17 protein-coding genes are annotated in these 23,771 nt (G+C 39.5%); 3 read left to right on the top strand and 14 right to left on the bottom strand.

The genetic code is table 11. From position 1 onward, the window contains the following. Positions 1-309: 309 nt before the first annotated feature. Entirely contained in the window at positions 310-1,488 is a 1,179-nt protein-coding gene (locus TZ91_RS06055; RefSeq protein WP_033686086.1) for an N-acetylmuramoyl-L-alanine amidase family protein, read from the bottom strand. An 89-nt stretch (positions 1,489-1,577) separates the two neighbouring features. Beyond that, positions 1,578-2,759, bottom strand: coding sequence for an N-acetylmuramoyl-L-alanine amidase family protein (locus tag TZ91_RS06050; protein WP_033686085.1), 1,182 nt, complete (start codon positions 2,757-2,759; stop codon positions 1,578-1,580). 197 nt (positions 2,760-2,956) lie between these two features. Here TZ91_RS06050 and TZ91_RS06045 point away from each other — a divergent pair, with 197 nt between their 5' ends. Beyond that, positions 2,957-3,832 (top strand): helix-turn-helix domain-containing protein, encoded by an 876-nt coding sequence (locus tag TZ91_RS06045; RefSeq protein WP_033686084.1) that lies wholly within the window; start codon positions 2,957-2,959, stop codon positions 3,830-3,832. 82 nt (positions 3,833-3,914) lie between these two features. On the opposite strand, the gene TZ91_RS06040 is transcribed toward TZ91_RS06045, so the two are convergent. The 5 genes from TZ91_RS06040 to TZ91_RS06020 form a co-directional block, all read right to left on the bottom strand. Then, positions 3,915-5,105, bottom strand: a complete 1,191-nt coding sequence (locus TZ91_RS06040; RefSeq protein WP_033686083.1) for an N-acetylmuramoyl-L-alanine amidase family protein — start codon at positions 5,103-5,105, stop codon at positions 3,915-3,917. 451 nt (positions 5,106-5,556) lie between these two features. After that, a complete protein-coding gene (locus TZ91_RS06035; RefSeq protein ID WP_000136445.1) occupies positions 5,557-5,790 on the bottom strand; it encodes an acyl carrier protein in 234 nt (77 codons plus the stop codon). 5 nt (positions 5,791-5,795) lie between these two features. Beyond that, positions 5,796-6,788, bottom strand: a complete 993-nt coding sequence (gene plsX / locus TZ91_RS06030; protein ID WP_033686081.1) for a phosphate acyltransferase PlsX — start codon at positions 6,786-6,788, stop codon at positions 5,796-5,798. Next, positions 6,785-7,555 carry a DNA repair protein RecO gene (recO, locus tag TZ91_RS06025; RefSeq protein WP_033686080.1) on the bottom strand — a complete coding sequence of 257 codons (771 nt, stop codon included), beginning with the start codon at positions 7,553-7,555 and terminating at the stop codon, positions 6,785-6,787. Before recO ends, plsX begins: the two co-directional genes overlap by 4 nt. Further along, a complete protein-coding gene (locus TZ91_RS06020; RefSeq protein WP_033686078.1) occupies positions 7,552-8,721 on the bottom strand; it encodes a pyridoxal phosphate-dependent aminotransferase in 1,170 nt (389 codons plus the stop codon). The genes recO and TZ91_RS06020 overlap by 4 nt, the downstream gene beginning before the upstream one ends. A 148-nt stretch (positions 8,722-8,869) precedes the next feature. On the opposite strand from TZ91_RS06020, the gene TZ91_RS06015 reads away from it, so the two are divergent. After that, a complete protein-coding gene (locus tag TZ91_RS06015) occupies positions 8,870-9,880 on the top strand; it encodes a YeiH family protein (protein WP_045597427.1) in 1,011 nt (336 codons plus the stop codon). Positions 9,881-9,911: 31 nt separating this feature from the next. Here TZ91_RS06015 and TZ91_RS06010 read toward each other — a convergent pair whose 3' ends face one another. Both TZ91_RS06010 and polA read right to left on the bottom strand, forming a co-directional pair. Continuing rightward, a complete protein-coding gene (locus TZ91_RS06010; protein WP_004257688.1) occupies positions 9,912-10,349 on the bottom strand; it encodes a CoA-binding protein in 438 nt (145 codons plus the stop codon). Between the two features lie 84 nt (positions 10,350-10,433). Next, positions 10,434-13,067 carry a DNA polymerase I gene (polA, locus tag TZ91_RS06005; protein ID WP_033686094.1) on the bottom strand — a complete coding sequence of 878 codons (2,634 nt, stop codon included), beginning with the start codon at positions 13,065-13,067 and terminating at the stop codon, positions 10,434-10,436. Positions 13,068-13,214: 147 nt separating this feature from the next. Here polA and TZ91_RS06000 point away from each other — a divergent pair, with 147 nt between their 5' ends. Continuing rightward, complete coding sequence (locus TZ91_RS06000; protein WP_045597424.1) at positions 13,215-14,114, top strand: Rpn family recombination-promoting nuclease/putative transposase; 900 nt, start codon at positions 13,215-13,217, stop codon at positions 14,112-14,114. Between the two features lie 140 nt (positions 14,115-14,254). On the opposite strand, the gene TZ91_RS05995 is transcribed toward TZ91_RS06000, so the two are convergent. From TZ91_RS05995 to TZ91_RS10795, 5 genes are all read right to left on the bottom strand, one after another. Then, positions 14,255-17,461, bottom strand: a complete 3,207-nt coding sequence (locus TZ91_RS05995) for an SIALI-17 repeat-containing surface protein (RefSeq protein ID WP_033686076.1) — start codon at positions 17,459-17,461, stop codon at positions 14,255-14,257. A gap of 322 nt (positions 17,462-17,783) precedes the next feature. Further along, positions 17,784-19,223 (bottom strand): LPXTG cell wall anchor domain-containing protein, encoded by a 1,440-nt coding sequence (locus tag TZ91_RS05990; protein WP_033686075.1) that lies wholly within the window; start codon positions 19,221-19,223, stop codon positions 17,784-17,786. A 211-nt stretch (positions 19,224-19,434) separates the two neighbouring features. Further along, on the bottom strand, positions 19,435-20,985 hold the full coding sequence (locus TZ91_RS05985; protein ID WP_033686074.1) for an N-acetylmuramoyl-L-alanine amidase family protein: 1,551 nt from the start codon (positions 20,983-20,985) through the stop codon (positions 19,435-19,437). A 141-nt stretch (positions 20,986-21,126) separates the two neighbouring features. Then, positions 21,127-22,449, bottom strand: coding sequence for a nucleoside triphosphate hydrolase (locus TZ91_RS05980; RefSeq protein WP_045597422.1), 1,323 nt, complete (start codon positions 22,447-22,449; stop codon positions 21,127-21,129). A gap of 142 nt (positions 22,450-22,591) precedes the next feature. After that, a complete protein-coding gene (locus TZ91_RS10795) occupies positions 22,592-23,620 on the bottom strand; it encodes an N-acetylmuramoyl-L-alanine amidase family protein (protein ID WP_045597421.1) in 1,029 nt (342 codons plus the stop codon). Between the last annotated feature and the right edge of the window lie 151 nt (positions 23,621-23,771).

The following is a 23,771-nucleotide window of genomic DNA, read 5'->3' as shown; positions in this document are numbered from 1 at the left end:
TTTATAAAATTCTGGGGAAATTTGAGCACCCAAATAAATAGTAGGCACCATGGTTGAAACGACTACCAACAGAATATATAGCACAGAAACTAAGAATTCTAAAATAATCATAGAATAAAACGACTCCTAATTTATTTAAGCGAAATAATATTTATCTCCCCGATACAACTCTCTAGTTTTTCATACTTTCTGAAAAACAATACATCCACAAAAGGCTTTAGTTTCTTTTAAAATACAAGAAATCTAAAGCCTCTTGAAAATGATTTGCACGTTTTAATTTTATATTCGTTGTGAAGATTGCTTATCTATTTATTTTACCACAAGAACCTTGTAATATTCATACTTATTTGGCTGTGTAATCTTAATTTTTTGACCATAGAAACCATCGATTTCTTTATCGCGATAATCTATAAATCTTGATGGCAAGCGTTTCATCTTAAGAACTTCTCCAGATTGGTCTGCATATACAAGTAAGTGATAGTGGGTTGTAGCCATACCATCATCAATCAGTACAAAGTAACCTGTTTTGAGCTTACCTTGTCCATTATCTAAATAGTATAGTTTATTGTTATTGATTGTGAAGTTATCCAATCGAAGTCGTACACCTGGGTCTTCTAGATAAAGATCATTGCCAACTTTTTTGATTTCTGATCTAGTTGTCATCTCTGGAAGTGGTAATACTCTACGACCATCTGCTCCAAAGTAATATCGACCTGGTAGATTTTGGAAATTACGAATAACAGCTTTAGGATCAATTTCTTGTCCTTCTTCTTTATTATCTACTAAAGCTAAGGTTGTATTTGCAACCTCATCCCCATATTTGTCGGAAAACTTCTTGAACTCAGGTTTAATATGCCAAGTGTTTTTATCCACGATAACATCAGTAAAGTTATTTCCGTCAAATTTTGCTTTAATCAGATATTCATATCCATCGCCTAAACGAACAATGTCACCATGTTTATAAGGGCTATTTTGTAAAGTGAACATATGGCCATCCTTGCTGAGAATATAGCCTGTCCCATCACTAGAATTTACAACTCTATCAGAGGCCATTGCACCTGATTGTTCGAAATAATACCAATTATTATCTATGCACTCCCAACCTGTCTGCATAGAACCACTAAAACGAAGATAGTACCATGTAGACCCTTCTTTGTACCAACCTGTACGCATAGCTCCACTATCTGCTAGTGAATACCAGGTATTGCCTTCCTTGTACCATCCAGTACGCATAGCCCCACTATCTGCTAGTGAATACCAGGTATTGCCGTCTTTGAGCCAGCCTGTCTGCATTTTACCAGAATCATCGAAGTGATACCAAGAGCCAGCATTTTGTACCCATTTATTTTTAGCTAAGCTTCCATCTTGAGAAAGATTCCAGTCAGCGCCATTTTTAACCCAAGTATCTGCAGCCTGTGCTTGATTGATTGACAAAAGCAGACCAGCACCTGCAAGCAAACCAAGTGTAAGTAGTTTAGATTTTTTCATAGCCATTTCCTCCTATTCTATAGCGAAATGAACATGACTTCCTAGTAGACAAAGCTGTTCGCTTTTTTCGTTTTACTCTGTCAGATAGTTTATTTCACAACAGAAACATTTCCTGTCTTACTATCGATTTTAACAGTTTGACCGTAGAAACCGTCAATTTCTTTATTAAGATAATCTGAAATTCCTGTTGGCAATCGTTTCATTTTAAGAATTTCACCAGATTGGTCTGCATAAACAAGAATATGATAGTGATGAGAACTTGGTCTATCATCAATCAATGCAAAATAACCTGTTTTGAGTTTGCCATTAGCACCATCTAAGTGATATAGTTTATTATTATTGATTGTGAAGCTGGTAGCTCCAAGAAAAAGTCGTGCACCCGGATTTTCTAGATAGACATCATTTCCAACTTTTTTAATCTCTGAATAGGTGGTCATTTCTGGTAAATTTGTTACTCGACGACCATCTGCCCCAAAGTAATACCTGTTTGGTAAGTTTTGGAAATTCTTTATAACAGCTTTAGGATCAATTTCCTGTCCTTGATCTTTATTATCTGTTAAAGCCAACATCGTATTGGAAACGTAATCCCCATATTTATTAGAAAACTTTTTAAACTCTGGTTTGATGTACCAGGCATTCTTTTCAACAATGACTCCATTTTTTGTATAAATAAGATAATAATCATACCCGTCAGACAAAGTAACAATATTTCTGATAATTGTATCATCCGCTTGAGATTGTTCAACCTGACTTGGGAGTCTGGTTAACATATAACCATCCTTACCAATGACATAACTTTCCCCATCGCTTGCTGGAACAGCTCTATCTGCTACCATTGCACCTGATTTTTCAAAGTAAGACCATTGACCATTTGCAGTCGCCCATCCTGTTGCCATAGCACCACTGTCTTTGAGGTAATACCATGTGGACCCTTCTTTGTACCAACCTGTGCGCATAGCACCACTATTTGCAAGTGAGTACCATGTGTTACCTTCCTTGTACCAGCCAGTACGCATGGCGCCACTGTCTGCGAGCGAATACCATGTGTTACCATCTTTGAGCCAGCCTGTCTGCATTTTACCAGAACCGTCAAAGTGGTACCAAGAGCCAGCATTTTGCACCCATTTGTTTTTAGCGAGACTGCCATCTTGTGAAAGATTCCAGTCAGCACCATTTTTAACCCAAGTATCTGCAGCCTGTACTTGATTGATAGACAATAGCAGACCAGCACCTGCAAGCAAACCAAGTGTAAGTAGTTTAGATTTTTTCATAGCCATTTCCTCCTTTATTGAATAGTTATCAAAAAATATTTTTCCATCATAAACATTCTACATAACTCCTAATAATCCTTAAGAGTCAACCAACACCTTCTTTCTATCATCATTGCCCACCCCACACCTTTATGATATACTAAATATAAATATTTTCCTAAAACTTCTACTTTTGGAACATTTTTGGAGGCAAAAATATGCGGTGGGATATTGGTTCAGTTTATAAATACATTCGTAAGTCAAAAGGGATTACACAAAATGAGGTCTGTGGTGACTATATTACTCATTCTAACTTATCTAAGTTTGAAAATAATCATTCTACTCCTAGGTATGATACTATGGAGTTGCTTTTGAGGCAAATTGATATGAGTTTCGATGAATTTCATTATATTTGTCAACATTACCAAATGGATTCTCGTAAGAAATTATTTTCAGAATATTATCAAGTCATTTCTTCACCTAATCTAGAAGAAATGAAGACACTGCTATCAAAATGTCAAATTTATCTAGATGAAGTGCAGAATGATATCCCAATAGAACATGCTGTGAAAGAACTAACCATTTTTATAGAAGTGATTGAAAATCAGTTTTCCGATAAAGCTCAAGCCTTGGCCGAGGAGTTATGGAAAGAATTGGAAAAAAGAGATCAGTGGTTCCTCTCAGATTTACGATTGCTAGTGATGATCATTTTCCATTTCCCTATTGATTCACTAGAAATGCTACGTAAAAGACTTGTAAAATCTCTAAATAAATACACAGATTATCGTCCAATTCAAAGTATTCATTACTCCATTCTAGCCAATATGACACGAATGTACCTTGAAGCAGGGAAGAAAGATGACTGTCTATGCTTAATTCAAGAATGTCTTGATTTAGCAAAAATATTGAAACGATACGATTTATTAGGTGTAGCTCAAGTACGTCTGGGAATTGTTAATGAAGATCATACTATGATTAATAAAGGATTATCCTTACTCGAATCAACAGATGAAAGTCGATTACTAGAAGAAATGAAAAGAGAAGTTAGTGATTATTATCAAGCAGATTTTTTTGAAACAGAGACCAAACAGTAACTATTACTTTATGAATAAAAGCGAACATGACTTCCTAGTATACAAAGCTGTTCGCTTTTTTCGTTTTACTATGTCAGATAGTTTATTTCACAACAGAAACATTTCCTGTTGAACTGTCGTATCGAACAGTTTCTCCATAAAAACCGGAAATTCCTTTTTCAATATAATCACGGAAATCATTAGGCAAAACTTTCATCTTCACGATTTCACCAGATTCATCTGCATAGCCCAAAATATGGTGATCTTTAGATAATAATCCGTCCATAAACATTGTAAAATATCCAGTTACAAGTTTACCATTATCATCATTGGCAGCTCTTAGATAAAGTTTATTGTCATTAATTGTCAATCCAGATGAATCTAGACTAATAACTGGACTTGAGTTTTTAAGATAAAGTTCAGACCCAACTTTTTGAATAGGGAAGTGAGTAGTGAATTCTGGTAGATTCGCAACCTTACGTCCATCAGCTCCAAAGTAATACTTATTTGGTAAGTTTTGGAAATTCTTTATGACAGCTTTAGGATCAATTTCTTCCCCTGGTTTTTTATTATCAGTAATGGCATCTAAAGTATTTCGTTTTATATCGCCAATCTTTTGATAAGAAAAACGTTCAACAATAGGTTTAATATACCAGGCATTCTTTTCGATAACAACTCCATCTTTCTTATGAACAAGGTGATAGTCATAACCATCAGACAAAGTAACGATATCTGTAATAACTGTATCATCAAAAGGATCTTGTTCAACTTCACTTGGGAGTCTGGTTAACATATAACCATCCTTACCAATGACATAACTTTCCCCATCGCTTGCTGGAACAGCTCTATCTGCTACCATAGCACCTGATTTTTCAAAGTAAGACCATTGACCATTTGCAGTCGCCCATCCTGTTGCCATAGCGCCACTGTCTTTGAGGTAATACCATGTAGACCCTTCTTTGTACCAACCTGTGCGCATAGCACCACTATTTGCGAGTGAGTACCATGTGCTTCCTTCCTTGTACCAGCCAGTGCGCATAGCGCCACTATTTGCTAGTGAGTACCATGTATTTCCGTCTTTGAGCCAGCCTGTCTGCATTTTACCAGAACCGTCAAAGTGGTACCAAGAACCAGCATTTTGCACCCATTTATCCTTAGCGAAACTGCCATCTTGAGAAAGACTCCAGTCAGCACCATTTTTAATCCAAGTATCTGCAGCTTGTGCTTGCTTGATAGACAATAGTAGACCAGCACCTGCAAGCAAACCAAGAGTGAGTAGTTTAGATTTTTTCATAGCCATTTCCTCCTAAAATAGATAAATCCAAAGTAAGAAAATCAAATAGAAACGAAGGCAAAATAGATGTCAGGTTCATGAACCTGAACCATAAGACCTCCTAACATTTCCAAGAACATAAGATAGAGACTAGTTTATCAAAAGTACATAGCCATCACCTTCCCCCAACTATAAAATAAATCCTTTTTTATATCTACATTATAGTCCTGTAAAAAAGGAAAGTCAATTAAAATTGTGACTATATTAACAATTTCATTCTAGCAGAAACTCATTGATATTTTCATTTGATCTTTATTTCTTATTTCCTTTTTGGAGATTGATTTTTCTAATTTCATTATATTCCTTATTTCTCCTCAGATTTCTACTGTCCCTAGAAAGACTAAATCTGTTCCTAAACGGTCACTTGAACCAAAGAAAAATTCCAAAGCAAATGCCTTGGAACTTCTTATCTTTATTTTGCTTGAATGATTTTAACCACATCTCCTACACTTTGCAGTTGGTCAATTTCTTCATCACTGATTTCGATATTAAATTCATCTTCCAGCGTCAAGATAAACTCCATCAAGTCAACTGAGTCAGCATCCAAATCGTCTTTCAGACTCAAGGATTCTGTCACGACAAAGTCCTCTCCCTGTCGCTCTTGGATAATGGTCACAATACGGTCAAAAATTTCTTTTTCTGTCATCTCTTTTATTCTCCTGAAAATTCACGCGCAGTCTGGGCAACTACGTCTGTTTCTAGCATGGTACGAATTTGGCGGATTGTACTATAAACAGCCTTGGCATCGCTTGAGCCATGAGTCTTGACAACCGGTGCCTTGACACCAAACAAGACCGCTCCACCAACATCTGAGTAGTTGAGCTGTTTTTTCAAACCTCTGAGGCTGTCCTTTAGAAGAAGGGCACCTAGTTTCGCTCGAAGACCTCCACCTGTAATAGCGGTCTTGAGCAAGCCCATGATTCCCATAGCTGTCCCTTCGATGGATTTGAGCACAGCGTTTCCCGTGAAACCATCTGCCACGACAACATCCGCAACGCCATTCATCAAATCACGCGCTTCCACGTTTCCGATAAAGTTCAAACTTTCATCAGCCACCAGTAATTCATAAGTTTCCTTACGAAGCGGGTCGCCCTTACTACTCTCTGTTCCGTTATTGAGCAAGCCAACGCGTGGTTGCGTAATGCCACGGACATTTTTAGCATAGAAGGATCCTAGAACCGCATATTGATGGAGGTGCTGGGCTGTATTTTCCGCATTAGCACCGAGGTCCAGCATGTCAAAACCTCTCCCATCTACAGTCGGCAAAGTCGACATAAGCCCAGGACGATCGATGTTCTTGATACGACCCACGATGAAAAATCCTGCTGCTAGTAAAGCACCTGTATTCCCAGCTGAGAGAACAGCGTCTGCTTCGCCGTCTTTGACAGCCTTGGCTGCCAAGACCATACTGGCATTTTTCTTCTTCCGAATAGCTCTCGTAGGTTCATCGTCTGAATCAATCTTCTCATCTGTATGGATAATGTTGACGCGCTCTGTCGCTGTCAGATATTGCTTGATTTTAGCTTCATCTCCGTAGAGTTGAACCTCGATATCTGAAAAGTCAGCTAGGGCTTGATTGACACCCTCAACGATGGCCTGAGGTGCGTAATCTCCCCCCATAGCATCTACTGCGATTTTTTTCATTTCTTTTCCTCTTTTAGTAATTGTCCCCAGTCTGCTAGGGAATCAATAAATTTCTTTGATTTTAGGTGAATCCCAACGTATTCTTCGTAGAGTTGATCCATAAATTGGCGTAACTCTTGCTTGATTTCAGGCTTGAGCGAAATGGTCTCCAAAGTCTCAAAATCAATGGCTTGAAATTGATTGAGCAGATAAGGGATATTGGGATTGAGATGGCAACGTCTCTCATCCTCATGATAATGCTCTGGACAGAGGCAGGCTCCATATTTGAAAGAAAAGTCAAAAGCCTGACCAACCCGATGACAAAAGACACACTCATTAAAATTGAGGCTGATCCCAAATCGAGTCAAGATTTGAATTTCAAAAATATTGGTCAAAACTTGATAATCCAAACCCTCTTCCATCAACTCCAAGGTCTTTTGTAAAAAAGCAAACAAGGGGGCATCTTGCTGATTGTCCTGCAAACTAGCATCTGCAAGAGCCGCTACATAGGTCGCATAGGCCATGACAAAGAGGTCACTATTAATCTTGGGAAAGGTCATCACCTCATGATAGTCCTCAATGTAACTGAGCCCATCATCATTGATTCGTAAGAGAAATCGTGCCAGCACCAAGGGCTGAATAACAGGGGCCAGCTTAGACTGACCAGCGTGTTTGACGAAAAACATCCGCTTACCAGCCTGCTCTGTAAAAATCTTGACTAGCTTATCATCCTCACGAAAATTGCGATTGTAGAGCACCAAGCCTTGACTCGTGATAGATTGAATCATGCTTCTCTCATATACTCCTCAAGCCGTTTCATGGCTTCTGTGATAGTCTCCATGCTAGCCGCATAAGACAGACGCACATAACCTTCCCCGTAACGTCCAAAGGCAGCACCAGGGATAAAGGCAACAGCCTTCTTCTGAGCAAAATCCTTCAAAAAAGCAAAGGAGTCTTGATTGTAGCCTGCTGGAATCTTAGCAAAGATATAGAAGGCACCGTCTGGTTTGATAATCTCAAAACCAAGAGCAGTCATTTTCTCGATAATATAATCCCGACGCTGGATGTATTCCTTCTTCATGGGCTCCGCATCGTTTTTACCAGCTGTCAAGGCTTCCACCGCAGCATGTTGAGCCATGGTATTTGCAGCAGTGACCAAGTACTGGTGACTCTTAATCAACTGAGCTGTAAAGGCTGCAGGAGCAAAAATCAGACCCAAACGCCAACCTGTCATAGCATGTGATTTAGATAGACCATTGATAATAATAGCCTGATCTCTCAACATGGTTCCCAGAGACACATGGGCTTCGCCTGTGTAGGTCAATTCTGAGTAAACCTCATCACAGACAACGAAAATTTCGTACTTGCGTAAAACAGCTGCCAAGGCTTCCAACTGCTCCCGACTGTAGGTAATTCCTGTCGGATTTGCTGGATAGTTGAGAATAACCGCCTTGAGCTTGTCACCCTGCTCCAAAATGGCCTTCTCCAACATTTCAGGAGTCAAGACAAAACCATTTTCAGTTGTGTCAATCTCGACAATCTCTGCCCCAACTAGATTGACAATCGGTTCATAACCTGGATAGGCAGGAGCTGGCAAAAGTACCTTATCTCCCTCTTCCAAAATAGCCGTCAAAGTAGCAGATAAAGCCTCTGTCGCCCCAATTGTAACCAAGATTTCATTTTCAGGAGCATAGTCCAGTTGGTACTTTTCCTTAACAAAGTCACTGGCTGCCTGACGTAGAGTCAGCAGACCACTCATCCCTGTATAGTAGGATTGGTTCTGATCAATCGCTCGCTTGGCTGCCTCCTTGACATGATCTGGCGTTGTAAAATCAGGTTCCCCCAAAGTCAAACGCAAGACCCCAGGAATCTCCGAAATAGCCTGGTCAAATTGACGAATCAACGAAACTTGAATCTTATCTAACTGTTTATTAAAGCGCTTAGTTAAGTCCATAGATACCTCCTACTTTCAAAACGTATCTCTATTATACTACAAAAGCCCCCCGACCGCAAAAATACATTAGAGAATAGCTTTCCACTTTCTATTTTACTTTTCCTGTTTAAAGGTCTATAATGGTAACAGATTCTATTTGGAGGTTTTTATGTCATTTCTATCAAAAAATGGAGCAGGTATCTTGGCCTGCTTTCTCATTTCTATCGTATCTTGGTACTTAGGAGGATTCTTCCCTGTTATTGGCGCGCCCGTTTTTGCCATTTTCATAGGCATGCTCCTACATCCCTTTCTCTCGTCTTATAAACAACTGGATGCTGGATTGACCTTTAGTTCCAAGAAATTGCTCCAGTATGCCGTTATCTTGCTTGGTTTTGGTCTCAATATCTCGCAGGTCTTCGCAGTTGGCCAATCTTCACTCCCTGTCATCCTGTCCACTATCTCAATAGCTCTGATTATTGCCTACTTCTTCCAGCGCTTCTTTGCACTGGATACAAAACTGGCTACCTTGGTTGGAGTAGGTTCTTCAATCTGTGGTGGTTCTGCCATTGCTGCGACAGCGCCCGTTATCCATGCCAAGGAAAAGGAAGTAGCCCAAGCCATCTCCGTTATCTTTTTCTTCAATGTCTTGGCTGCGCTCATATTTCCAACGCTAGGTACCTGGCTTCATCTATCAAATGACGGCTTCGCCCTCTTTGCAGGAACTGCGGTCAATGATACTTCCTCTGTAACAGCCACAGCTAGCGCCTGGGACAGTCTCTACCAGACCAATACCCTCGAATCCGCAACCATTGTCAAACTCACACGTACTCTGGCTATTATCCCCATCACTCTCTTTCTCTCCTACTGGCAAAGTCGAGAACAAAAAAATAAGCAAGGCCTGCAACTGAAAAAAGTCTTCCCACTTTTTATCCTTTACTTCATCCTCGCCTCTCTCCTAACCACCCTATTGACCTCTCTCGGTGTATCCAATAGTTTCTTTACCCCTCTCAAACAACTCTCCAAATTCCTCATTATCATGGCCATGAGTGCTATCGGACTCAAAACAAATCTGGTCGCTATGGTCAAATCCAGCGGAAAATCCATTGTTCTCGGAGCCATCTGCTGGATAGCCATCATTCTCACCAGTCTTGGTATGCAGACCCTTATCGGCATTTTCTAACACAAAAGGTAGCCCACCAGCTACCTTTTTCTTATGCTTCCTCAATCAAGCGAGTATGTTCTCTCTTGATGCAGCGATTCATCACAATGTCATCGCATCCACCAGCACGCAAGATTTCTTCCGCTTCTAGACTTTCAAGTCCTAGCTGTGCCCAAAAAATCTTGGCATCAGCTTTGAGAAAATCACGCGCCACATCAGGCAAAAACTCGCTGCGACGGTAAACATTGACAATATCTACAGGAAAAGGAATCTCAGCTAGGCTAGCATAAACCTTTTCACCCAAGATTTCGCCACCTGCCGCCTTGGGATTGACTGGGATAATTTTATAACCCCGAGCCTGCATTTCCTTGGTCACTCGATTGCTAGTTGTTTCCTCACGGTCAGACAAGCCCACCACAGCAAGGGTTTTACTCGTTGCGAGATACTGACGAATCACACCATCACTTGGATTGATAAATTCTTGACTCATAGAAATCCTCCTTTTTCATCAGTATAGCACAATTTGAAAAGGCTTGCATAATTCTACTACAAAAAAGGAGGGCTAGCCCCCTTTTTATTTAGCCTCGTACCAGGTTGCCCCTTCATTTTCATCTGCGATGAGGGGAACACTGAGTTGAATGGCTTCTTCCATGGTTTGTTTGACCAATTTTTTCATCTCTGCCAATTCAGATTTAGGAACTTCAAGGACGATTTCATCGTGCACTTGTAACAGCATCTTAGTCTGATAACCACCTGCAACCAAGGCTTTATCCAGCTGGATCATAGCAATCTTGAGAATATCTGCCGCCGACCCCTGGATAGGTGAGTTGATAGCTGTCCGCTCTGCAAAACCACGAATATTGAAGTTGCGCGAATTGATATCTGGCAACTCACGACGACGCTTGAAAAGTGTCTCCACATAGCCCTTATCACGCGCCTCACGTACCACTTCATCCATGTAATTTTTAATACCTGGGAAGCGTTCAAAGTAGGTATCAATGTAGGCTTTGGCTTCCTTACGGCTAATGCCCAGATTATTCGACAAACCAAAGTCTGAAATCCCATAAACTACTCCAAAGTTAACGGCCTTGGCATTGCGACGGTCGTTTGCAGTCACATCCTCAGGACGTTCAATGCCAAAGACCCGCATGGCTGTCGAAGTATGGATATCTGCCCCCTCTTGAAAGGCCTTAATCAAGTGCTCATCCTTAGAAATATGCGCCAAAACGCGCAATTCAATCTGTGAGTAGTCCGAACTGAGTAGCACACTATCCTCCCGCTCTGGCACAAAAGCCTTACGAATGAGACGACCTTGTTCCAAGCGAACAGGGATATTTTGCAAGTTTGGATCCACACTAGACAGACGCCCAGTCTGGGTCAAATCCTGAACATAGCGAGTATGAATCTTGCCATCCGCCAAAATCCAGTCCTGCAAGCCAATCACATAAGTAGATTGAATCTTGGCAATCTGACGGTAATCCAGGATTTTCTTAACAATCGGAGCAATAGGAGCTAGGCGCTCCAACACATCCACCGCTGTCGAGTATCCAGTCTTGGTTTTCTTAGTGTATTCTAGAGGTAGCTCCAATTTTTCAAAGAGAAGCACGCCCAACTGCTTAGGCGAGTTAATATTAAACTCCTCACCAGCCAGTTCATAAATCTCCTGAGTCAGTTTTTCAATGACAAGCTCATTTTCAGCCTGCATCTCAAGCAAGGTCTCTTTCTTGACCTTAATCCCAGCAATTTCCATCTTAGCAAGGACAAAAGCCAGAGGTTGCTCCATATCATAAAGAAGCTCTAATTGCCCATTTTCACTGAGTTTTTCAAGTAAAACAGGCTCAGTCTCAACCAAAACTGCAATCTTACGTGCCAAATGTTCTAAGAATTTCTCGCGTTCAGGAATGGCCTTCTTGACTCCCTTACCATAGAAAGTCTCATCATCAACCAAATAAGTCTGACCATAAAGACTAGCGATGGTCGCAATTTCATTGTCCTCCACAGTCGAAAGGAGGTATTTAGCCAATCGGCTATCAAAAGCAGGCGCCTGCAAATCCACACCAAAACGATTCAAGAGAACTTTAGCCTTCTTAAAGTCATAAACTCTCAGAGGTGTTTTTTCTAAAAAGGCCTTGAAAATCGGCTCTTGCAAAAGTTCAAGCTTGTCTGTAGCATAAAGCTTATCCCCACAAGACCAGGAAAATCCAACCAAATCATCCGTATGGTAATTCTCACCAAAAAGCTCAAAATGGAAGATAGACTCTTCACTCAGCATATCTTGACTAATTTGGTCAACGATAGTAAAGTTCAAACTCTCAGCCACATCAGCTGACGACACATTTAAAGCCTGCTTGAGCTGTTTGAAGCCCATCTCATCGTAGAATTTCCCAAGATTTTCCACATCTGGACCACTATAGACCAAATCCTCCAAACCAATCGCAATCGGTGCCTTGGTATCAATAGTCGCCAGTGTTTTAGACAAAAAAGCCTGCTCCTTATCATTAATGAGATTTTCCTTCATCTTAGAAGTCTTCATCCCATCAATATTTTCATAAATTCCCTCAAGCGAACCATGCTCCAGCAAGAGCTTGATACCCGTTTTTTCACCGATTTTGGTCACCCCAGGGATATTATCCGACTTATCACCCATGAGCGCCTTGAGATCGATAAACTGAGTCGGTGTGATGCCCATCTTTTCCATGAGATATTCTGGCGTAAAAGCCTCAAACTCAGCCACACCTTTCTTGGAAATTTCAACCACCGTATGCTCATCCGTCAGCTGAATCAAGTCCTTGTCCCCACTAACAATGGTAATATCAAAACCATCCTGCTCAGCTAGCTTATCCAGCGTCCCAATAATGTCATCCGCCTCATACTGAGCCAATTCATAATGACGAATCCCCATATGATCCAGCAACTCACGAATGAAAGGAAATTGCTCACGAAACTCATCAGGAGTCTTGGCCCGGCCACCCTTATAGTCCGCATACATCTCTGTCCGGAAGGTCGTCTTTCCCGCATCAAAAGCCACCAAAATATGACTCGGCTCAACCCGCTCCAACAAATGGCTTAACATCAACTGGAAGCCATAAATCGCATTGGTATGCAAACCAGCAGCATTCTTAAAACGGTCCAACTGCTGATAGAGCGCAAAAAACGCCCGAAAAGCAACAGAAGACCCATCAATCAATAATAATTTTTTCTTATCCATACACCCATTATAAAGGAAAGCACCAAAAAATACCATTGGGAAGAGCCATACCCAATATTTTTCACACTTTTTCCGAATAAATAGATAGAGCCAGAGAATCCAGTAAACCTAAATTTAAAACTGTGGTATAATGAAAGGAGAAAGAGTATGACTGTACGTCATCCGAGCATCAGCCCAACCAATGATTTGGTTGCTAAGAAAATCTTTAGCAATCCAGAAATCACTTGTCAATTTATTCGCGATATGCTGGATTTACCAGCAAAAAATGTGACGATTTTGGAGGGAAGTAACATTCACGTCTTGCCTTCCCTGCCGTACTCAGCGCAGGATTTCTATACCAGTATAGATGTTTTGGCAGAGTTAGACAATGGCACGCAGGTAATAATTGAAATTCAGGTGCATCATCAAAATTTTTTCATCAATCGCCTGTGGGCTTACTTTTGCAGTCAGGTCAATCAAAACCTTGAAAAAGTTCGCCAACAAGAAGGCAATACTCACCAAAGCTATAAACACATCGCACCAGTATACGCTATCGCAATCGTGGATAGCAACTACTTCTCAGATGACTTGGCTTTTCATAGCTTTAGTATGCGCGAGGACACGACAGGTGAGGCTTTAACAATTACAAACAATGGACAAGAAAACCATCTAGTCAAGATGGCATTCTTGGAATTAAAAAAATACAGAGAAACCAGCAAAGACGAGGTTCGCAAACCCTGGTTGGAGTTTTTTGGGAATAAACCCTTTACCCAACAACCCGAGCGAGCCATTAGCCAGGCAGACCAACTGCTAGACTACAAGAGCTGGTCCGAGGAGGACAGGAAAATGTTTAGTGAACAGCGTAGACGCGAAGAACAAGCCTTGTTAGCACAGGACTATGCCTTGGAACAAGCTGAAGAAAAAGGTTTAGAGCGTGGGAAAGTTGAAGGAAGGGAAGAAGGGAAACTTTTTGCCTTCTTAGACATGGTTCGCCAAGGTCTCCTGACTTCCGAGGTTGCCAGCCAGCAGTTGGGCATGACCGTCGCTGAATTTGAGGCACTATTGTAAGTTTATAGAATAACATAAAAGTGAACAAAGCTGAAACATCGTTTTGTTCACTTTTTTCTTCTTTTCAACAGAACTCTCACTATAGTCCATATCACAAAAAGAGAAGGTCATAAATCCTTCTCTTTTATATCTTCAACTAATTAGTTTTTGCGTTTCACAAATGGAAGGGCACCAAGGAGTAATCCAAGGAATCCTAATGATGCAATTGCAACATTATCTTTACCACCAGTGTTAGGAAGTTCTTTCTTATCATCTGCTTTTGCAGCTGGGGCTTGATAAGTGTTATCTTGGCTAGTACCTGCTACAGTTGGTGTAACCGCAGGAGTTGTCGGTGTTTCAGCTGTTGGCATAGCTGGAGCATCCGTTCTAGGAGTTGTTGGTGTAGCTGAAGCATCTGTTCCAGGTGCAGCTGGTGTAGTTGGTACAAGTGCAGGTTCATTTACAGCTGTAGCATTAGAATTTTCACGCGGTGGATTTCCAGGTGTTCCAACTTTAGCCGGAATTGGAAATTCAGGAGCTGGTTTTTCAGGTCTTGATGGCGCTGTATTTTCTTTATTCGATTCAGGTAATTTACCTTCATTTAATTTTGATAAATCAAATTCAGGTTTATCATTCACAAGATTTAACCAAGCAGCTTTAAGTTCTTCTAATTCTGCTTTAGCTTTATCTAATTCACCTTTCAATCCTTCTACAAAATAATCTTCAGCACCATTTTCTGCATCTTTCACGTCAGATTCGAGTTTTTCAACTTCTTTTTCAAGACGTTTGATTTCAGATTTAATATCTGGAACTTCTGTTTTTGGTTGCTCAGCTGGAGCTTCACCTTCTGGTTTAGATGGCTCAGTTGGAGCATTATCATCATTTACACCACCATTGAACTCAGGAGTATTTTCAGTTGTAGGCGCTTCTTCATCGTTTACTCCACCGTTGAACTCAGGTTTTTCTTCAGTAGTAGCAGCTTCAGCAGCGTTTACTCCGCCATTGAACTCAGGTTTTTCTTCAGCAGTAGCAGCTTCAGCAGCGTTCACTCCGCCGTTGAATTCTGGAGCGTTAGGAACAGTTGGAACCTCATCTGCTTCCTTAGCAGGTTCAGTAGGTGCTTCTTCATCATTTACACCACCACTGAAGTCTTTAGGTGCTTCACCTTTAGGAACTTCTTTTAAGTTTTCGATATAACCTAGAGTTGCATTATAATCATCAGTTAGCTTGTCAATTTCATCTTTGTAAGCTTTTACTACTTCGTTAACTTCGTCGAATTTAGCTTGAGCTTCATCAGCAGCAGTTTTAGCAGAAGCAACAGCAGCTTCTAATTTAGTTACAGCATCTTTTAATCCATCTTGGATAGCTTTGTCTGCTTCATTTTTCTTAGCTGTTTCAAGAGCAGCTTTAGCTTTTTCTAAAGTTTCATTTTGTTTATTTAATGCAGCTGTTTTTTCCTCTGCTGCTTTAGCTTTTTCAGTAGCATCAGCTTTGTCTTTATCAGCTACTTTAGTTAATTTTTCAATTTTTTCAGCTATATCATCGGCGATATCTTGAAGTTTTTTAACAATTGGTTTAGAAGCTTCTTTGTTATAAGCAGCATCTAATTTTTCTTTGTCAGCAGCTGGAAGCTCAGATAAAGGTTTACCTTCTTGTTTTGTAGCACCGATTTCGTCTGCTTGAGGATCTTGATCTTTAGTAGCTTCAGCAGTAGTATTTTGATCTTCTAATTCTTTAGCAGCTTCTGTAGCTGTGATGACACCGTCTTGGATAGCTTTTAGTAACGCGTCTTTACCAATTGCAGCTTTAGCTTCTTCGATAGCTTTAGATTTGTCAGTGATTTTAGCATTTTTGTTAATTTCAGCTTCTGCATCTTTTTCAAGTTGCTCTAAAGCACCTTTAAGAGCTTCTAGGTTGTCTTTTTCTTCTTTTTTAAGTTCTTCAACTTTTGCTTTAGCTTTGTCTGCTTCTTCTTTTGCTTTAGTCAATTCAGCTTCTGCGTCAGCTTTAGCTTTATCGGCTTCATCTTTTTTAGTTTGAGCAGCTTTTACATCTTCAGCTTCTTTAGTAGCTTTAGCTGTAGCTTCATCTGCTTTTGTTTTAGCCTCGTCTGCTTTTTTCTGCAATTCAGCAACCTTAGCATCCGCTTCTGCTTTGGCTTCAGCAGCTTTTTCAGCTTCTGTTTTTTCTGCTGGTTTAGCTGGCTCTTCTTCTACTGGTTTAGCTGGCTCGTTAGCTTCTTTTTCTTTAGCAGCTTTCACTTCTTCTAGAGTTTTGTTGTACTCATCAGTAAGTTTGTTTAATTCATCAGCAACAGCTTGAGTATCTGAAGCAGCTTTATCGAATGCTTCTTGAGCAGCTTCTTTAGCTTTTTCAATAGCTTTTACAGCTTTATCTAATGAAGCAACGATATCAGAATCAGAACCGTTATCTGTAGCTGATTTAAGAGCTTCTTTGGCTTCTTTTAATGTATCTTCTTGTTTTTTAAGAGCTTCCGCTTTTTTATCTTCTTCAGCTTTTAATGCTTCAGCATCTTCTTTAAGCTCATCAACATTTTCACCTAAATCATCAGCTTTATCTTGAAGTTTTTCTGATGCTGGACGAGCAGCATCTGCTTTTTCAGCTTTGTCAATTCCAGCTTTAATGTTTTCTGGTAATTGATCTTTAGATTTAGCTTCTTCAGCTGGAGTTGTTGCAACGTTAGCTTCATTAGCTTGGTCTTTATTTCTTAATTTTTTCTCAGTTTCTTTATTAGCTTCAGCTTTTTCATTATCGTCTGCTAATTCTTTAAGAATATCCCCAGCTTTTAATTCACCAGATTCAACAGCCTTCAACAATTCCTCTTTTGCTTTTTTGTCGAGTAATTCGTTATCATCAGGTAATTGTTTTAAAGCCTCGGTTAATGCTTCTTTAGAATCAGCTTCTTCTTTTTTAGCGTCTTCTTCTTTCTTCGCTTCTTCTTTTGCTTTAGCATCAGCTTCTGCTGCTTTTGTTTTTGCTGCGGCTAATTCATCGTCAGCAGTTTTTTTAGCTTTTTCAGCTTCTGTTTTTTCAGCTTCAGCATCAGCAGCTTCTTTTTTCTCAGTTTCAAGTTTTTTAGCTGCTTCATCAGCCACAGGAGTAGTTGTATCTACTTTTGCTTGAGCTTCAGCAACTTTTTCTTCAGCTTTTTTAGCGTCAGCTTCAGCTTGTTTAATTTCTGGACTTGTCACTTCTGATTTAGGAGTTGCAGGAGCTCCAGCTGGTTGAGCAGAAGTTGTATTAGGCTCCTCTGCAGCTTTCACGACTGACGGTTGAGATGCAACAAATGCCGCTCCCAAAACAGCAACACTTGCTAAGCTAGTCAAAATCATTTTCTTTTTGTTCATCCTGTGTACCTCTTTTTAAGAATCATATTTATGTACATTATAAACCTTTTTTCAAGTGAAATCAAGGGATACGTTATATTCTATATCCTTTATTATTGATATGTTATATTTCAAAAATATGGAAAATTCCAAAGAAAATAAAGCATATTTTACTAGCTTTCTTTCTCTTTCTTTTCATTATTTTCATTTTATATAGTAAATTATAATTTTGAATTCAATTCAAATATCTTAAATCTTCATAAAAAATCTAGTTTAAACAAAAAAACAGGAGATTTCTCTCCTGCTTTGATTTAATTACTTAAAATCTATACCATCATATGATTTAGTTTTTACGTTTCACAAACGGAAGGAATCCAAGAAGTAATCCTAAGAATCCTAAGAATGCAACTGCAACATTATCTTTTCCACCCGTATTTGGAAGTTCTTTCTTATCTTCAGCTTTTGCAGCTGGGGCTTGATAAGTATTATCTTGGCTAGTTCCTGCTACAGCTTGAGCAGCAGTAGCTGGAGCTGATGGAACTTCTGAAGCTGGACTATTTGTTCCAGGTGCTGGCGCTGCTGGGGATTCAGTAGATGGTGCATCAGCAGATGGGCCTGCTGGCGTTTCTGACACTGGAGCAGGAGTTTCAGAAGCTGGAGCTGGATTTCCTGGTGTTCCAACCTTAGCTGGGATTGGGAATTCTGGAGCTGGTTTTGCAGGTCTGTCTGGAGTCTTGTTTGATTCTTTTTGAGGCTCTGTTTGAGGTTCTGTATATTCTGGTTTGTCAAGAATGGCAGCATCTCCATTAGAAGCTTCTGGTTCCAAACCTTTAAGAGCTGCTTCTAGATCAGCTTCTGCCTTCTCCAATTCCGCTCTTTTAGCATCTAATTCTTTCTGAAGCCCTTCTTTAATATAATCTTCAGAACCATTTGCTTCCGCATCTTTAAGATTATCTTCTAATTTAGAAACTTCTTTTTCCAAATCAGCGACCTTGTTTTGAAGAGTTTCAATTGTTGCATCCAATTTAGCTTCTTCAGCTTTCAAGTCTGCTTCACGCGCTTTAAGTTCTGCTTGAGCTGCTTCTAGAGCTTTATCTGCAGCATCAAGATCCTTTTGAGCAGCTTCTCTATATTGATCTGCTTGTTCACCATCAGCGTCAGCATAGCTATCAAGTTCTTTTTGAGCTTTTTCTTTCGCCGCTTTTGCGGCTTCTACAATAGTTTTTGCTTCTTCAACATCATTTTTCGCAGCTTCTACACGTTCGCCAGCATCTTTAGCATCTGTCTTTTCTTCATCCAAACGCTTATTGATTTTATCCTGACTATCAGCATCAATTCCACCATTAACTGGCTTAGCTTCTGTAACTTCACCTGATTCATTACGAACCAACTCAGCACCTGGAGCTGGTTGTACAGTTGGATTAGTCACACCAGCTTTATTAAAGTCATCTTCTAACTCTTTTGCAACATCTTCAGCATCCAAATCACCATTTTCGATAGCCTTTAAGATATCTTCCTTACCGATTTCAGCTTTTGCTTCCTCAATAGCTTTCGCCTTATCTTCTGCTTTAATGCTGTCGTCTTTGTTAATATTATCTTCAACAGCTTTTTCCATTTTTTCAAAAGCAGCTTTTAAAGCCTCTTTAGTATCCGTAGTAGCTGGTTGTGTTGCAGTAGGTTGCACATCTTCAGCTTTTACAGTTGAAGGATTAGATGCAAGAAAACCTGATCCCAAAACAGCCACACTAGCCAAGCTAGTTAAAATCATTTTCTTTTTATCCATTTTTGAAACCCCTTTTTTGTAATTATATTTGAATTTATTATAACGCTTTCAAAGAAAATAATCAAATAATAACTTATTTTATATATTCAATTATATTCTTATATAGATTTTCAAATATACCTATTACAACAAAAAAAGAAAGCTCATTTTATAAGCTTTCTTTTTGTTTTCTTTTCATCATTTACATTTTTTATGGTAAATTTTACACTTTTTAAACCCACTCACCGTTGGCATTTACTGTGTAACCATTGATTGTAGTGCTGACAGCAAGAGCTCCTGAACTATAAGCATAGTACCATTTGCCATCTACTTGGAACCAACCAGTCTTCATAGCGCCTGAACCGTCAAGATAATACCAGCTACCACCTTGTTTCAACCAACCAGTTTTCATAGCACCCGAATTATCAAGGTAGTACCATGTTCCACCTACTTGGAACCATTGGCTAGCTTTCATTGCACCTGAACCATTTAGATAATACCATGTGCCACCATCTTGCAACCAACCAGTTTGCATTTCGCCTGAACCATTTAAGTAGTACCAAGTGTCACCTTCTTTATACCACCATTTTTGCATCACGCCTGCAGCATTAAAATGATACCATTTACCACCATCTTTCAGCCAACCAGTCTTCATTCCATCTTCTTTAGAGAAATAATACCAGTCACTCTCAACCTTCTTCCATCCAGCCTGACGATTTCCTTCGCTGTCAATGAAGAATTTTTTACCATCAATCAAAACAATCCCTTGTTTAAGGACACCTTCCTCATCCAAGAAATAATGTTTCCCATCAACAGTAATATCACCAGTTAGACGGACACCTTCTTTGACATAGTAAGTTTTCTCATCAATTTTGACAAAACCAGTTTTCTTCTCACCATCTTCTACAAAATAATAAGTCTTGTCAGCAACTTTTACAAAGCCTATCTTTTTAACACCATCTTTTTCATCTAGATAGTATTGCTTATCACCTGCAGTCAATAGACCTTTCTTCATAGCACCATCAGCTTCAAAGTAGTAAGTCTTATCATCGATTTTTTGCCAACCGCTAACCTTTTTACCGTCCTTGATATAGTAGACTTTTCCGTTCTCTGTTTTGAACTGACCGCCACTTGTTGTTGTAGATTGATTTTGGTTGTTGTTACCAGCATTAGTAGCTGTGTTTGAACGATAGACATGATAAAGAATACCATCTTTTAAGTTACCAGTAACATACTCATAGTTGGCAATAGTTGGATGACTTGTATCTGAGGCTTCAGATCCTTTACGCGGATCCTTAATATTTACTGGATCGCTACTACCCTCTTTATAAACTACAAAACGAACTTCCTTGACTGCTGAATTCCCACTAGTTGTTGTAGTATTTTGATTGTTGTTTGTATTTGTATTCGTTGTAGCAGCCGTATTTCCACCATGATAAGGATTGCTTTGAGCAGAAGAACTATTACTATTACCTGTTGTAGCAGTTGTATCAGCTGGAGCATATGTATGATATAGTATACCATCCATTTCTTCACTAGTAGTATATTTATAGTTCTCAATTTTAGGCTGATCCTTAATAGATGCATCTGTTACAGCAGATCCTGTCAATGCGGCTTTGATATCAACAAGTCTACCATTTTGAAATGCCACATAGTGTACTTCTTTAACTGTAGAAGTTGTCAACGCACTTGTCGCTCCTGATTCAGCAGCTTGGACTTGTTGGACTGTCGCCATTGCTAGTACAGAAGTTGCTAGCAAAATACCTGTTACTGTTTTTCTCATAGGAAAATCCTCCTGTATTAAGATAATAAATTTATCTAAATTATATCCCTTTCCTATAATAAATGCAATAAAAAACATAAAAAGTGTAGAAATATTTAAATGTAAAAAGAGAGTAGTTGAAAAACCACTCTCTTCCTATTTTTATACCCACTCACCGTTGGCGTTTACGTAATAACCATCAACTGTAGTGCTTACTGCAAGTGCACCTGAACTATAAGCATAGTACCATTTACCACCCACTTGGAACCAACCAGTTACCATAGCACCTGAGCCTTTAAGGTAATACCAAGTACCACCAACTTTAGCCCAGCCAGTTTCCATAGCACCTGAGCTATTTAGGTAGTACCAAGTTCCACCATCTTGCAACCAGCCAGTTTGCATTTCACCTGAACCATTTAGATAGTACCATTTGTTACCATCTTTGATCCACCATTTTTGCATCACGCCTTCAGCATTAAAGTAGTACCATTTACCACCGTCTTTAAGCCAACCAGTTTGACGTTTACCTTCTTTATTCACATAAACCCAGTGATTGTCAACTTTGTTCCAGCCAGCTTTTGTATCAGAATCATCTGTCAAGAAGTAAGTTTTACCGTCAACAGTGATTTCACCAAACTTACGTTCACCTTCTTCAGTGACATAGTAATACTTGTCGCCAGCACCCTTGATAAGGCCAGTCTTACGTTCACCTTCTGCAGTGATGTAATACCATTTACCAGCGCTATCTTTTACAATACCTGATTGAGCTTTACCTTTTTCATCAAAGAAGTACCATTTCGTACCAACTTTTTGAACTCCATTTGTCACAACACCGTCTTTTACAAAGTGAGTTTGACCGTTCTCTGTGATAACTTCTGTTCTACGGACACCGTTTGCATCAAAGTAGTAAGTTTTTTCACCCACTTTGAGGAAACCAGTTTTCTTAACACCTTGATTATCTAGGTAGTAGCGTTCAGAGTTGTTCTCGATGATACCACGAGCCATAACACCTTCACTGTTGAAGTAGTAAGTCTTGTTGTCAATCATGACCCAACCCTTAACTGGGTTCCCGTGTGAATAGAAGTAACGGTTACCTGACACTTCACGCCAGCTGTTATTTTTATCTGTAGATTTATAACCTTGTTTATTCAAATCTGCTGACGCTGTATTTGGGTCATTTTCCAACTCATCAAGTTTTGTACCCTTTTCCACAAATACATAGTAACGAACACCACCATCTACATAAGTATTTTGATATTCGAACTTATCAATATATTTATGTAAATCAATTTTTTGGTCTCCTGACTCAAAATAAACGGTTGTACGAGTACGTGAACGGTCATTAGAAATCGTAATCCATTCTGTTTTACGAACAAACTCGTCTGCATGTACAGATGGAGCTGTGATAGTTGAGTAAGCAGTCACGGCAGCACCTGCCATTGTCACACTAGCAAGAGCTAGAGCTAAAGCTTTTTTATTTTTCATGTAAAGATTCTCCATTCTTAAATTTAGCTATTATGCTTCTCTTTATTGTATCTTATTTTTACAAAAATTTCTAAGAAAAACTGGACTTTTTATGGAAAAAATAAAAAGCAGGAGAAATCTCCTACTTTTTTATTGAGCTAGATTATTTAACCCATTCACCGTTTCCGTTAACAGTGTATCCACCTACAGTAGTGTTAACTGCAAGGGCACCTGAACCGTCAACGTAGTACCATTTACCACCAACAGTGAACCATTGGCTAGCTTTCATAGCACCTGAGTTTTCAAGGTAGTACCATTTACCACCGTCTTGCAACCAACCAGTTTGCATTTCACCGTTTCCGTTTAGGTAGTACCAAGTGTTTCCATCTTTAACCCACCATTTTTGCATTACGCCTTCAGCGTTAAAGAAGAACCATTTACCGTCAACTTGTTTCCAACCTGAAACAGCTTTGTTAGAAGCGTAGTATTTCCAACCATCTTCTTCTTGAACCCATTGGTCTTTCACAACGTTGTATGAGTCAGTTTTTTCAAGAACCAAATCAACTGAAGCATTTGTGAACATATCAGCATGAGTATCTTTATCTAGGTCAGCAGAACCAGAATATACGAATGTTCCTTCTGCAATGCTACCAATTTCTGCGCCATTTGAAGTTTTGTTTAATGTGTAAAGTCCGTTAGTAGACTCCATACCTTTTACAACATACCCTTTTGGTACATTAGCTACACGGTATTGAACCAATCCACCATGTGGTACTGACAATTCAACATCACCTGCTGCGTTAGATTCAGCAGAAACAACTGATGCTTTAGCGTAGTTCATGTAATCAGCTTTGTTAGCCCAAACCATGATATCTACTTTAACACCTGCTACTGAAGCACCTTGAAGGTCACGAACGTGGAAACGAACGTGTGAACCGTTACCAAACACAACTGGTTTACCGTGGTAAGGGTTGTAAGCTGGAGTTTCTGGTTTGTATTGGTTTTCTGGAGCAACTACACCAGTATGAGCTGATTTCACTTCATTTTCTGTGTATTTAGCAACATCCAATTTACCTGTTTTTGGATTTACACGACCACTTTCAGTGTAACCGTTATTAGTATCAGCTGAAACAGCTTGTACAGCACCAAATGCTGCAAGAGCGACTGCGCTTGTCAATAAAACTTTTTTCATCGTTTTATCTCCTTCATTTTTCATTATATATTTTTTCGTAAGACTATCTTACTACCATACAGTATATAAATATTTGCAGGATTTGTCAAGGGTTTTCTTCTAGTTTTTAAAGTTTTTACCCATTTTTAGAAAAAAAGGTGAAAAAAACATT

It is taken from the genome of Streptococcus mitis, from assembly GCF_000960025.1.
GTDB classification, from domain to species: domain Bacteria; phylum Bacillota; class Bacilli; order Lactobacillales; family Streptococcaceae; genus Streptococcus; species Streptococcus mitis_DH.
Note: the sequence above shows the minus strand (reverse complement) of the source record. Positions and strands in the feature narration are given on the sequence as shown.

What these genes read in the sequence shown, in the direction of transcription:
- TZ91_RS06055 (WP_033686086.1), bottom strand. Translation starts at nt 1,488, where the DNA reads ATGAAAAAATCTAAACTACTTACACTTGGTTTGCTTGCAGGTGCTGGT.
- TZ91_RS06050 (WP_033686085.1), bottom strand. Translation starts at nt 2,759, where the DNA reads ATGAAAAAATCTAAACTACTTACACTTGGTTTGCTTGCAGGTGCTGGT.
- TZ91_RS06045 (WP_033686084.1), top strand. Translation starts at nt 2,957, where the DNA reads ATGCGGTGGGATATTGGTTCAGTTTATAAATACATTCGTAAGTCAAAA.
- TZ91_RS06040 (WP_033686083.1), bottom strand. Translation starts at nt 5,105, where the DNA reads ATGAAAAAATCTAAACTACTCACTCTTGGTTTGCTTGCAGGTGCTGGT.
- TZ91_RS06035 (WP_000136445.1), bottom strand. Translation starts at nt 5,790, where the DNA reads ATGACAGAAAAAGAAATTTTTGACCGTATTGTGACCATTATCCAAGAG.
- plsX (WP_033686081.1), bottom strand. Translation starts at nt 6,788, where the DNA reads ATGAAAAAAATCGCAGTAGATGCTATGGGGGGAGATTACGCACCTCAG.
- recO (WP_033686080.1), bottom strand. Translation starts at nt 7,555, where the DNA reads ATGATTCAATCTATCACGAGTCAAGGCTTGGTGCTCTACAATCGCAAT.
- TZ91_RS06020 (WP_033686078.1), bottom strand. Translation starts at nt 8,721, where the DNA reads ATGGACTTAACTAAGCGCTTTAATAAACAGTTAGATAAGATTCAAGTT.
- TZ91_RS06015 (WP_045597427.1), top strand. Translation starts at nt 8,870, where the DNA reads ATGTCATTTCTATCAAAAAATGGAGCAGGTATCTTGGCCTGCTTTCTC.
- TZ91_RS06010 (WP_004257688.1), bottom strand. Translation starts at nt 10,349, where the DNA reads ATGAGTCAAGAATTTATCAATCCAAGTGATGGTGTGATTCGTCAGTAT.
- polA (WP_033686094.1), bottom strand. Translation starts at nt 13,067, where the DNA reads ATGGATAAGAAAAAATTATTATTGATTGATGGGTCTTCTGTTGCTTTT.
- TZ91_RS06000 (WP_045597424.1), top strand. Translation starts at nt 13,215, where the DNA reads ATGACTGTACGTCATCCGAGCATCAGCCCAACCAATGATTTGGTTGCT.
- TZ91_RS05995 (WP_033686076.1), bottom strand. Translation starts at nt 17,461, where the DNA reads ATGAACAAAAAGAAAATGATTTTGACTAGCTTAGCAAGTGTTGCTGTT.
- TZ91_RS05990 (WP_033686075.1), bottom strand. Translation starts at nt 19,223, where the DNA reads ATGGATAAAAAGAAAATGATTTTAACTAGCTTGGCTAGTGTGGCTGTT.
- TZ91_RS05985 (WP_033686074.1), bottom strand. Translation starts at nt 20,985, where the DNA reads ATGAGAAAAACAGTAACAGGTATTTTGCTAGCAACTTCTGTACTAGCA.
- TZ91_RS05980 (WP_045597422.1), bottom strand. Translation starts at nt 22,449, where the DNA reads ATGAAAAATAAAAAAGCTTTAGCTCTAGCTCTTGCTAGTGTGACAATG.
- TZ91_RS10795 (WP_045597421.1), bottom strand. Translation starts at nt 23,620, where the DNA reads ATGAAAAAAGTTTTATTGACAAGCGCAGTCGCTCTTGCAGCATTTGGT.